The 11,795-nt window shown below is 71.8% G+C and carries 8 protein-coding genes and 2 pseudogenes; 4 read left to right on the top strand and 6 right to left on the bottom strand.

Annotated elements, in window-relative coordinates:
- The 3 genes from ABZ478_RS29370 to dxr all read right to left on the bottom strand — a co-directional run.
- Positions 1-641 (bottom strand): flavodoxin-dependent (E)-4-hydroxy-3-methylbut-2-enyl-diphosphate synthase (locus tag ABZ478_RS29370; RefSeq protein WP_359553886.1); only part of this gene is annotated, 641 nt, incomplete at its 3' end.
- A 169-nt stretch (positions 642-810) separates the two neighbouring features.
- Complete coding sequence (locus ABZ478_RS29375) at positions 811-2,103, bottom strand: site-2 protease family protein (protein ID WP_359553999.1); 1,293 nt, start codon at positions 2,101-2,103, stop codon at positions 811-813.
- An 8-nt stretch (positions 2,104-2,111) separates the two neighbouring features.
- Complete coding sequence (gene dxr / locus ABZ478_RS29380; RefSeq protein ID WP_359553887.1) at positions 2,112-3,377, bottom strand: 1-deoxy-D-xylulose-5-phosphate reductoisomerase; 1,266 nt, start codon at positions 3,375-3,377, stop codon at positions 2,112-2,114.
- Positions 3,378-3,652: 275 nt separating this feature from the next.
- Between dxr and ABZ478_RS29385 the strand changes: the two genes are divergently transcribed.
- Complete coding sequence (locus ABZ478_RS29385; RefSeq protein WP_358935783.1) at positions 3,653-4,114, top strand: hypothetical protein; 462 nt, start codon at positions 3,653-3,655, stop codon at positions 4,112-4,114.
- Between the two features lie 29 nt (positions 4,115-4,143).
- On the opposite strand, the gene ABZ478_RS29390 is transcribed toward ABZ478_RS29385, so the two are convergent.
- A complete protein-coding gene (locus tag ABZ478_RS29390) occupies positions 4,144-6,081 on the bottom strand; it encodes an acyl-CoA dehydrogenase family protein (RefSeq protein WP_359553888.1) in 1,938 nt (645 codons plus the stop codon).
- 313 nt (positions 6,082-6,394) lie between these two features.
- On the opposite strand from ABZ478_RS29390, the gene ABZ478_RS29395 reads away from it, so the two are divergent.
- The 3 genes and pseudogenes from ABZ478_RS29395 to ABZ478_RS29405 form a co-directional block, all read left to right on the top strand.
- Entirely contained in the window at positions 6,395-7,408 is a 1,014-nt protein-coding gene (locus ABZ478_RS29395; RefSeq protein ID WP_359553889.1) for a LacI family DNA-binding transcriptional regulator, read from the top strand.
- Between the two features lie 87 nt (positions 7,409-7,495).
- Positions 7,496-7,930: pseudogene (locus ABZ478_RS29400) on the top strand (family 31 glucosidase); the annotation flags it as partial.
- Positions 7,926-8,294: pseudogene (locus tag ABZ478_RS29405) on the top strand (carbohydrate-binding protein); the annotation flags it as partial. The pseudogenes ABZ478_RS29400 and ABZ478_RS29405, both read left to right, overlap by 5 nt.
- A 279-nt stretch (positions 8,295-8,573) precedes the next feature.
- Here ABZ478_RS29405 and ABZ478_RS29410 read toward each other — a convergent pair.
- Positions 8,574-10,019, bottom strand: coding sequence for an aldehyde dehydrogenase family protein (locus tag ABZ478_RS29410; protein WP_359553890.1), 1,446 nt, complete (start codon positions 10,017-10,019; stop codon positions 8,574-8,576).
- Positions 10,020-10,166: 147 nt separating this feature from the next.
- A complete protein-coding gene (locus ABZ478_RS29415; protein WP_359553892.1) occupies positions 10,167-11,738 on the bottom strand; it encodes a PucR family transcriptional regulator in 1,572 nt (523 codons plus the stop codon).
- Positions 11,739-11,795: the final 57 nt, after the last annotated feature.

Raw genomic sequence — 11,795 nt, forward strand, 5'->3', positions numbered from 1 at the left:
TGCAGCGGGTAGTCGCACTGGGCGGCGAGCTGCTTGTAGGCCTCGATCATCACGACCGGGTCGTTGTGCTTGACCGAGATCTTGATGTCCCGGAAATCGTGCTCCTCGAAGAGGGACGCCTCCCACAGGGCCGACTCGACGAGCGCCTCCGGGGTGGCCTTGCCGTACTTCTGCAGCAGCCGCCTGTCCAGGGAACCCGCGTTGACGCCGATCCGGATCGGGGTGCCGTGGTCCTTGGCGGCCCGCGCGATCTCCTTGACCTTGTCGTCGAACTGCTTGATGTTGCCGGGGTTGACGCGGACGGCGGCGCAGCCCGCCTCGATGGCGGCGAAGACGTACTTGGGCTGGAAGTGGATGTCCGCGATCACCGGGATCTGCGACTTGCGGGCGATGGTCGCGAGGGCGTCGGCGTCGTCCTGGGTGGGGCAGGCGACCCGGACGATCTGGCAGCCGGACGCGGTCAGCTCGGCGATCTGCTGGAGGGTGGCGCCCACGTCGGACGTACGGGTCGTGGTCATCGACTGGACCGAGACGGGCGCGTCCCCGCCGACCGCCACGGATCCGACCTGGATCTGCCGGCTCTTCCGGCGCTCGGCCAGCTTGGTCGGAACGGACGGCATGCCGAGAGAAATCGCAGTCATCTGCTGTGCAACCCCAAGTCGTGGATCAAGGTCCGGTCCCGTGATCGGCGGGCTCCAGGCTTCGAGATTACGGCACGGGCGCGGGCGCGGGCACATCCCACCCGGCAAACACGCTCAATGAAAGGCGGCCCGGAACACGGGGTTCCGGGCCGCCTCCAACCTCAGGTGGCTAGGAGATTTTCACCGGGTTAACGACGTCGGCGATCAGCACGAGGATCGTGAAGCAGACGAAGATGCCCGCCACCACGTACGCCACCGGCATCAGCTTCGCCACGTCGAAGGGGCCCGGGTCCGGGCGGCGCAGCACACGGGCCACGCCGCGCCGCAGCGACTCCCACAGGGCGCCCGCGATGTGCCCGCCGTCGAGCGGGAGCAGCGGGAGCATGTTGAACAGGAACAGGGAGAGGTTGAACCCGGCGACCACGAACACGGCCATGGCGAGCTGCTGCGAGGCCGGGATGTCCAGCGTGGCGATCTCGCCGGTGACCCGGGCCGCGCCGACGATGCCCATCGGGGAGTCCGGCTCGCGCGGGCCGTCGCCGAAGGCGGCGTCCCACAGGGCGGGGATCTTGCCGGGCAGGGCGATGAGCGAGTCGACGGCGTCGCCCACCCGGTCGGTCATCCAGGTCACGGACTGGCCGAAGTCCTGTTTGACGACACCGGTGGCGGAGCTGAAGCCGAGGAAGCCCGCCTTGACGTACTGGCCCTGGACGTAGGTTCCGCTGGAGTCCTTCTTGGCGACCTGGTTCGTGGCGATCTTCGCGTGCAGGGTCAGCTCCTGGCCCTTGCGGTCGACGACGATCGCGACGTCCTTGCCCGCGCTGTCCCGGATGAGGTCGGACAGCGTGTTCCAGTCCTTGGTCGGCGTGCCGGCGAAGGAGACGATGCGGTCGCCGTTCCTCATGCCGGCGGCCGCCGCCGGGGAGGCGGGGTCGGACTTCTTGCAGCTGTCGCGGTTCTCGCTCTGCGCGATGACGCAGGGCGAGACGGAGGCGACGGTGGTGGTCTGCTGCTGGATGCCGAAGCCCATCAGCACGGTGAGGAACAGGCCGATCGCGAGCACCAGGTTCATGAACGGGCCCGCGAACATGACGATGACGCGCTTCCACGGCTTGCGCGTGTAGAACATGCGCGTCTCGTCGCCCTCCTTCAGCTCCTCGAAGGCGGCGGAGCGGGCGTCCTCGATCATGCCGCGCCACGGAGAGGTGGAGCGGGCGGAGACCCGGCCGGCGTCGTCGGGCGGGAACATGCCGATCATGCGGATGTAGCCGCCGAGCGGGACGGCCTTGATGCCGTACTCGGTCTCGCCCTTCCTGCGCGACCAGATGGTCGGGCCGAACCCGACCATGTACTGCGGGACGCGGATGCCGAAGAGCTTGGCCGTGGACAGGTGCCCCAGCTCGTGCCACGCGATGGAGACGAGCAGGCCGACCGCGAAGACCACTATGCCGAGGATGAACATCAGGGTCGTCATGCACGCGCCTCCGCGGTCCGGTCTGTCAGTTCGCGGGCCCTGGCCCGGGCCCAGGTCTCCGCTTCGAGGACGTCCGACACGGTGAGCGGGGTTCCCGTGACCGGGGTGCCGTGCTCCTCGACCACCCGGGTGACGGTCTCCATGATTCCGTTGAAGGGCAGTGCGCCGCAGCGGAACGCCTCGACGCATTCCTCGTTGGCGGCATTGAACACCGCCGGAGCGGTGCCCGCGAGCCGCCCCACGTGCCGGGCGAGGTTCACCGAGGGGAAGGCCTCGTCGTCGAGCGGGAAGAACTCCCACGTGGAGGCCTTGCTCCAGTCGAAGGCGGGCGCCGCGTCCGGGACCCGTTCGGGCCAGCCCAGACCGATGGCGATGGGCCCGCGCATGTCGGGGGGCGTCGCCTGGGCGATCGTGGATCCGTCGGTGAACTCGACCATCGAGTGGACATACGACTGCGGATGCACGACGACCTCAATGCGGTCGAAGGGAATGTCGTAGAGCAGGTGCGCCTCGATGACTTCCAGGCCCTTGTTGACGAGGGTCGCCGAGTTGATCGTGATCACCGGGCCCATCGCCCAGGTGGGGTGCGCGAGGGCGTCCTCGACGGTGACGTTCGCCAGTTCCGCCCTGGTCCGGCCGCGGAAGGGGCCGCCGGACGCGGTGACGACGAGCTTGCGCACGTCGGCGCGGGTGCCGGAGGCGAGTGCCTGGAAGAGCGCGGCGTGCTCGGAGTCCACGGGGATGATCTGCCCGGGCTTGGCGAGCGCCTTGACCAGCGGGCCGCCGACGATCAGCGACTCCTTGTTGGCGAGCGCCAGGGTGCGGCCCGCCTCCAGGGCGGCCAGGGTGGGCGCGAGGCCGATGGACCCGGTGATGCCGTTCAGCACGGTGTGGCAGTCGGAGGCCGCGAGGTGGGTGGCCGCGTCCGGTCCGGCGAGGATCTCGGGCAGCGGCTCCGAGGCGCCGTAGAGCCCGGTCAGCGCCTCGCGCAGGGCCGGCACGGCGGCCTGACGGGCGACCGCGACGGTCCGCGCCCGCAGGCGGTGCGCCTGCTCGGCGAGCAGGGCCGGGCGGGCACCGTTCGCGGAGAGCGCGGTGACCCGGAAGCGGTCGGGATGGCGCAGCACGAGGTCGATGGCCTGGGTTCCGATGGACCCGGTGGAGCCGAGGATCACCACGTCCTTCGGGCCGTCGCCCGCGACGGGGTCGTACACGAGGTGCGGGTCGGCGAGGGGCGCGGGGCTGGCGGGACTGTCGGTCATCCCCCCATTGTCGCCGCAAGCCGCGCGCGTCCGGACAGGGCGTCCCCCATGGAAGGGCGCGTCACCGGTTTTCGTCGCCGGATGGGGTGATTGTTCTTGAAACTCCGCATGTGGGGTCGAGGTGAACATCATCCGCACCCGCGCGTCAACGACGACCGCGAGTACCGCCGGGCCGGGTGAATTCCCGGGTGCGGGGCCCTCACTCATGGCATCCTGCCCGCTGGAGCCAAGTCCAAGTGGCTCACAGGGGGAGGAGAGAAACCACGATGAACCGCATGCGCACGACCGCGACCGTCCTGGCGGCGGCGGGGGTCGTCACCGCCGCTCAGCTCGGTCTGGGCGGTGTCGCGTCCGCCGCGACGGCGACGAGCACCGGCTGCCCGGTCGACCTGGTCTACCCGAGCCGCTTCTACGTCGACTCGCACGGCTGGGTGACCAACGGCGGTCTGTACTTCGGGATCAAGAACAAGAGCACCACCAAGAGCTTCAAGAAGGTCACGTTCACCGTCACGAACGTCCGCAACATCCGCTTCGGCACGGCCAAGGCGAAGAACGGCAAGGTCACCAAGAACACGACCAAGACGGTGTCCGTGTACACGACGACGCTCAAGAAGAAGACCAGCCTCGGGCTGAAGGTGCCCACGCACCTGCTCAACACCCGTTCCTACAAGGTGAAGTTCACCCTGAAGGGCACCGGCTGGAACTGCGCCTCGAACCAGGGCACCTGGGGCGTCTGAGCCCAGGCGCCCGGTCCGGGGCGGGATGTTCAGGCGCCGAAGGGGCGCCGTTCGTTCGGCCGTGCGGACGGTCCGGGGGTCGCGTCGGCGATCCACGGGCCGTCCCCGGACGGGTCGATGACGCCCTCCTCGAGCCAGGTGTAGGCGCCGCCGAGGACTCCCTTGACCACCTTGCGGTCGAGATCGTCGGTGTTGGCCCACAGGCGGCCGAAGAGTTCCTCGACCCGGATGCGGGCCTGGCGGCAGAAGGCGTCGGCGAGCTGATAGGCCTCGCGGCCGTGCTCGCCCTCACCGCGCAGCCGCTCGGCGCGGACGCAGGCCGCGCTCATCGCGAACAGTTCGGCGCCGATGTCCACGATCCGGCCGAGGAAGCCCTGCTTGGTCTCCATCCGGCCCTGCCAGCGGGACATGGCGTAGAAGGTGGAGCGGGCCAGCTTGCGGGCGTGCCGCTCGACGTAGCGCAGATGACCGGAGAGGTCGACCTCGCGCTTGAACTCGCCGTACGAGGACGGCAGTTGCCCGGGACCCGCGACCAGCTTCGGCAGCCACTTGGCGTAGAAGACGCCCGCGTTCGCGCCCGCCCTGGCCTTGTCCGAGAGGGTCTTCTCGGGATCGATGAGGTCACCGGCGACCGAGAGGTGGGCGTCGACGGCCTCGCGGGCGATCAACAGGTGCATGATCTCCGTGGAGCCCTCGAAGATGCGGTTGATGCGCAGGTCGCGCAGCATCTGCTCGGCGGGGACGGCCCGCTCGCCGCGCGCCTTCAGGGACTCGGCGGTCTCGTAACCGCGGCCGCCGCGGATCTGGACCAGCTCGTCGGCCATCAGCCAGGCCATCTCGGAGCCGTAGAGCTTGGCGAGGGCGGCCTCGATGCGGATGTCGTTGCGGTCCTCGTCGGCCATCTGCGAGGACAGGTCGAGCACGGCCTCCAGGGCGAAGGTGGTGGCCGCGATGAAGCTGATCTTGGAGCCGACGGCCTCGTGCAGCGCGACCGGCTTGCCCCACTGCTCCCGCTCCGCCGCCCACTCCCGGGCGATCTTCAGGCACCACTTGCCGGCTCCGGCGCACATCGCGGGCAGCGACAGCCGGCCGGTGTTGAGGGTGGTGAGCGCGATCTTCAGACCCGCGCCCTCCGGGCCGATGCGGTTGGCGGCGGGCACCCGGACCTGGTGGAAGCGGGTGACGCCGTTCTCGATGCCGCGCAGCCCCATGAAGGCGTTGCGGTTCTCGACGGTGACGCCCTCGGCGGTGGCCTCCACCACGAAGGCGGTGATGCCGCCCTTGTGGCCCTCGGACTTCGGCACCCGGGCCATGACGACGAGCAGGTCGGCGACGACTCCGTTGGTGGTCCACAGCTTGACCCCGTCGAGGACGTAGGTGTCGCCGTCGGGCACGGCCGTGGTGGCCAGGCGTGCCGGGTCGGAGCCGACGTCCGGCTCGGTGAGCAGGAAGGCGGAGATGTCGGTGCGGGCGCAGCGGGGCAGGAAGGCGTCCTTCTGCTCCTGGGTGCCGAAGATCTTCAGCGGCTGCGGTACGCCGATCGACTGGTGGGCGGAGAGCAGGGCGCCGACGGCGGGGCTGGCGGAGCCGGCCAGGGCCAGCGCCTTGTTGTAGTAGAGCTGGGTCAGGCCGAGACCGCCGTACTTCGGGTCGATCTTCATGCCGAGGGCGCCGATTTCCTTCAGGCCCGTGATGACCTCGTCCGGGATGCGGGCCTCGCGCTCGATGCGGGCGGAGTCGACCGTCGACTCGCAGAAGGCGCGCAGTTCGGCCAGGAACTCCTCGCCGCGCCGTACGGACTCGGCGTCGGGGAGCGGATGGGGGTGGATGAGGTCGAGCCGGAAGCGGCCGAGGAACAGTTCCTTGGCGAAGCTCGGCTTGTGCCAGTCCTGTTCCCGGGCGGCCTCCGCCACCTGGCGGGCCTCGCGTTCGGTGACGTTGGTGCGTTGGGTGGTGGGGGCGGACATTGAGGCTCACCTCGCCGCGAAGAGGGATCATTGAGGGTCGTTCGTTACCGACCGGTGCTACTGGATCGTTGGTACCCGAAACGGGCCGCTCCCACCACCCCTCGCGCGCCGTTCGGGTGGAATGGCCGCCGAAGGCCGGTGGCGGCGAGGTGTACTGGTTTCGCACGGCACTTCCCGCCGACCGGATTTGCTGTCGAAGCGCTTCGACAGCCTATGGACACGCACTCCCACTGGGGTTACTGTCGAACCACCTTCACTCGCCCTTGTCAGCAATGCGCCGTGTCGAAGCGCTTCACAAAGCTTGGAGAGCTGGATGGTCACCCTCGCCGAGGTCGCCCAGCACGCCGGAGTCTCGGCGAGCACGGTGAGCTATGTCCTCAGCGGCAAGCGGTCCATCTCCACCACCACCCGGGAACGGGTCGAGCAGAGCATCCGGGAGCTCGGCTACCACCCGAACGCCGGGGCCCGCGCCCTGGCGAGCAGCCGGTCGAACATCATCGCGCTGATGATCCCGCTGCGCACCGACCTGTACGTGCCGGTGATGATGGAGATCGCCATCGCGGTGGCCACCACCGCCCGCGCCCACGGGTACGACGTCCTGCTGCTCACCGGCGAGGAGGGACCCGACGCGGTGCGCCGGGTCACCGGCAGCGGGCTCGCCGACGCGATGATCCTGATGGACGTGGAGCTTCAGGACGAGCGGCTGCCGCTGCTGCGCGGCTCGCACCAGCCGTCCGTGCTGATCGGCCTGCCCGCCGACGCCGGCGGGCTGACCTGCGTCGACCTGGACTGGACGGCGACGGGCGCCCTGTGCCTGGAGCATCTGGCCGGGCTCGGGCACCGCGACATCGCTGTCATCGGCGAGGCCCCGGCCGTGTACGAGCGGCACACCGGCTTCGCCGAGCGCACCCTGGACGGGCTCCGCTCCCGGGCCCGGCAGGCCGGCGTCCGGGTGCTGCACCGGCCCTGCGAGGGCGGGTACGACGCGATGGCCGTGACCCTGGCCCGGATCCTGGACGAGCGGCCCGGCACCACCGGGTTCGTCGTGCAGAACGAGTCCGCGGTGGAACCGCTGCTCGCGCTGTTGCGCCAGCAGGGCCGGGCGGTGCCCGAGGACGTCTCCGTGGTCGCGATCTGCCCGGACCAGGTCGCCGTGCAGGCGTCGGTGCGGCTGACCTCGGTCGCCATCCCCGCGCAGGAGATGGGCCGGCACGCCGTGGAACACCTGATGGCCAAGCTGGACGGGCGGGGCGGCGACGAGGTCGTGCTGATCGCGCCCGAGCTGTCGGTACGGGCGAGTACGGGGCCGGCGCCCGCCGCGCCCTGACCCCTCCTCCGTCTTCCACCCCGCCCCGGCCGCCCGGGGCGGGCCGCTGCCTGCCTTCCCTGTCTGCACTCCTTCAGGAGCATGCTTGTGAACCAGCCCGCCGGAATCCGGCCCAAGGCCAGCCTCGCCCAGTCCTCCCTCACCGTCGGCACCTTCCGTGAGTGTGACGGCGCGCTGGAGTGGAGCGGCCGTCAGGAGACGGTGCGGATCGAGCCGTGGGGTCCGGACGCGGTCCGGGTGCGCGCCCGGCTCGGCGGCCCGGTGCTCGACGGGCTGCCGGGCGCCCTGCTCGAGGAACGCCCGCCGGCCGTCGGCTCGGTGAAGACCGGTGACACGGAGGCACTGCTGACCGTCGGCGCGCTGACCGTCGAGGTGAGCGCCGAGGGGCTGATCCGCTTCCTGCGCACCGACGACCGTACGGAACTCCTCGCCGAGGAGCGTGCTCATTTCTGGTGGCCGGGTTCGCGTCTGTACACGGCCGTCGGGGGCGGCCACCACCGCCTGGAGCAGCGCTTCGGTGCGCGAACGGGGCCTGGACGGCGCCGACTTCGACGAGCACTCCGGCATCGCGATCGTCGACCGCACCAGGACGGCGGGCGACGCGGTGACCCCCGCCGCAGCGGAGTCACCCGGTGAACTGCTCTACCGCTCCTGCGACTTCGCGGACGGCGTGACCACGGTGAGGGCCCGGCTGGCGGGCGAGGGCGTGCTGGAACTCTCCCTGGACGGCGGCCCGCCGCTCGCCAGGCTCACCCTCGCCACCCCGACGGCCGACGAGCACACCTACGTCACCGTGGACGCGCCGTTCGCCGCCGCCGGCGTGCACGACGTCCGTCTCAGGCTGCGCGGCCCCCTGCGGCTCGCGCACGCCGGCTTCTCCGGCTGAGGGTCCGGAAGAGCCCGGTGGCACGAGGGGCCCCGGCACCGACAGGCAGCGGTGCCGGGGCCCTTTGTGGACTGCTCCCCGCGGACCTGGCGGGCGGTCCGCAAGGCGGTCGTCAGAGCCCGGTGCCCGGAGGGAACGGCACCGCACGCGTGCCGCGCTTCCTGGTTCGCCGGCGGTGCCGGTCTGCTGGCGGAGCCGGTCTGCCGGCCGGGAACAAGGAGACGGCCGGAGCCCCCGCACAGTGGGCTCCGGCCGTCCGTCCGACCTGTTCGTGTCAGGTCAGAGCGCGAGCCCGGTGAGGACCAGCACGCGCTCGTATGTGTAGTCGTCCATCGCGAACCGCACGCCCTCGCGGCCCACGCCGGACTGCTTGGCGCCGCCGTACGGCATCTGGTCGGCGCGGTAGGACGGCACGTCGCCGATCACGACGCCGCCGACCTCGAGGGCGCGGTGGGCGCGGAAGGCGACCTGCAGGTCGTGCGTGAACACACCCGCCTGGAGGCCGTACTTGGAGTCGTTGACGGCGGCGAAGGCCTCGGCCTCCCCGTCCACCTTCCGCACGGTGAGGACCGGCCCGAAGACCTCCTCGCAGGAGATCGTGGTGTCGGCGGGCACCTCGGTGAGGACGGTCGGCGCGTAGGAGGCGCCGTCGCGCTCGCCGCCCGTGAGGAGCTTCGCGCCGGCGGCGACGGCCTCGTCCACCCAGGACTCGACACGCTTGGCGGCGTCCTCGCTGACCAGCGGGCCGACGTCGGTCTTGGCGTCGCTCGGGTCACCGGTGACCTGGGCCTCGACGGCGGCGACGATGCGCGGCAGCAGACGGTCGTACACGGCGGCGTCCGCGATGACCCGCTGCACGGAGATGCAGGACTGGCCGCCCTGGTAGTTGGAGAAGGTCGCGATGCGGGTCGCGGCCCAGTCCAGGTCCTCGTCGCTCGCGAAGTCGCCGAGCACGACGGCCGCGCCGTTGCCGCCGAGTTCCAGGGTGCAGTGCTTGCGCGGCACCGAGTCCATGATCGCGTAGCCGACCTTCTCCGAACCGGTGAAGGAGATCACCGGCAGACGCTCGTCCTGGACCAGGGCGGGCATGCGGTCGTTGGCGACCGGGAGGATCGACCAGGAGCCGGCGGGCAGCTCGGTCTCGGCGAGCAGGTCACCGAGGATGAGGCCGGACAGCGGGGTGGCCGGGGCGGGCTTGAGGATGATCGGGGCGCCGGCAGCGATGGCCGGGGCGATCTTGTGCGCGCACAGGTTCAGCGGGAAGTTGAACGGCGCGATGCCGAGGACGACGCCCTTCGGGAAGCGGCGGGTCAGCGCCAGCCGGCCCTGGCCGCCGGCGTCGGTGTCCAGGCGCTGGGCCTCGCCGCCGTTGAAGCGGCGGGCCTCCTCGGCGGCGAACCGGAAGACGGAGAGGGCACGGCCGACCTCGCCCCGGGCCCACTTGATCGGCTTGCCGTTCTCGGCGGAGATCAGCTGGGCGATCTCCTCGGTGCGCTCGACCAGACGCCTGCTGACGTGGTCGAGGGCGGCGGCACGCACGTGGGCCGGGGTGGCGGCGAAGTCGTCGCGGACGGCGTACGCGGCGGCCACGGCCTCCTCGACCTGGGCCTCGGTCGGCACGCTGACCTTGCCGACGAGACGGCCGTCCCACGGGGAGGTGACGTCGAAGGTGTCCTCGCCGGTGGCCTGGCGGCCGGCGAGCCAGAAGGCGTGGGTGGAAGTCATGTGAGTCGTCCCGGCCCTTCCATGTTGTGGGGTTGTGGGTGTGCTTTCGGTTCGTGGTCCACGGTAGGGCGGGGGCGGGCGGTGGTCGCTTGTCCGAGTCGTAGCAGTCGGGGTGTGGGGTGCGCCGGTTTGGCGCGGTGGAGCCGGTCACTCCGTCGACGTCGTCTTCAGGGCCAGCCACAGTTCCATGCGGACGTCGGGGTCGTCGAGGCTGCGGCCCAGGATCTCCTCGACCCTGCGCATCCGGTACCGCAGGGTGTGCCGGTGGACGCCCAGGTCCGCCGCGGCCGCGTCCCACTGGCCGTGCCGGGAGAGCCAGGCGCGCAGCGAGGCGACCAGGTCCCCGCGGCCCGTCGCGTCGTGCTCGTACAGGGGCCGCAGCAACCCGTCGGCGAAGGCCTTCACCGCGTCGTCGGCCAGCAGCGGCAGCACCGAGCCCGCGGCCAGCTGGTCGTGCTCGACGAGCACCCGTCCGCGTCGCCGCGCCACCGAGAGCGCCTGCTCGGCCTGCTTGTAGGCGGCGGCCGCCGCTATCGGGCCGGCCGGCGCCGAGAGGCCGACGACCAGGTCGTCCTCCCCGGCCGCCCCCTGCTCGGGCACGCCCCGCGCGCGCTCCAGCCCCGACGCGTGCCCGGTGCACGCGGCCACCGCCGCGCCCCCGTCGGCGACCAGCACCACCAGTCGCTCCCGCTCCGGCACCACGAGCACCGCCTCACCGGAGCGCGCCGCCGCGGCCTCGACCGTCTCCGCGAGCGTGCCCAGCGGGTCGCCGCCGGACCCCGGCTCGGCGACGATCATCCGGAACGGCGCGTCGAGCAGCCCGCCGTACAGGTCACCGGCGACCGCCCGGGCGTGGTCGGGCTCGCCGGCGAGCAGCATGCGCAGCACCGCCGCGCCGATCCGCTGTTCGGCCGCGTGCAGCGAGCGGGAGCGTTCGGTGGTGAGGGTGAGCAGGGCGATCGCGGAGTGCAGGGCGTAGCGCTCGGCGGTGCCCAGCGCGGCCGCCGTGCCCACGGCGAGCGCGTCCCGCGGGCGCTTCCCCGTCCCCAGGGAGTGCAGTTCCACCCGGTCCTCGTTCTCCGGTCCGCCCACCACCGAGGACGCCGGAGCGGGCCGTTCCCGCAGCCGCTCCACCTCGGCGGTGAGCCGGGCGGCGCGGCGGCCGGCCCACTCGGGCGCGGCGGCGACGACGGCGCCCGAGGCGTCGTACAGCGCCGCCCAGCCGTCGATCTGCGCGGCGAGCGCGCCGAGCAGTCCCTCGGGGCCGGCGTTCAGCGCCTGGCGGGTCAGCTCGCGCTGGGCGGCGAAGCCGGCCGTGACGGCCCGGTACTGGTCGGCGGCGATCGCGGCGGAGACGGCCTTGCTGATGGCGAGGAACGGGGTGCGGCGGGGCACCTCCAGCAGCGGCAGCCCCTCCTCCTCGGCGGCGTCGACGAGGGCCTCGGGGATCTCCTCGTAGTTGACGCCGACCGCGAAGCCGAGCCCGACCACTCCCGCGCCGACCAGCCGCCGCACGTACCGCCGCATGGCCTGCGGGTCCTCCGCGTCCAGCTTGAGCGCGGTGATCAGCAGCAGCTCGCCGCCCTCCATGTAGGGGACGGGGTCGGCCAGCTCGCTGACGTGCGCCCACCGGACGGGCACGTCGAGGCGGTCCTCGCCCGCGCGCACGGTCAGCTTGAGCGCGGAGTGGTGGACGAGCGAGGCGAGCGTCGGGGGCATGGGGCCTTCAGGTCGTGGTGAACCGGTCGGACGGGGGTTCCGGTGACGGCCGGTTCG

Origin of the sequence: Streptomyces sp. NPDC005706, assembly GCF_040631045.1 — a bacterium.
Taxonomy (GTDB): domain Bacteria; phylum Actinomycetota; class Actinomycetes; order Streptomycetales; family Streptomycetaceae; genus Streptomyces.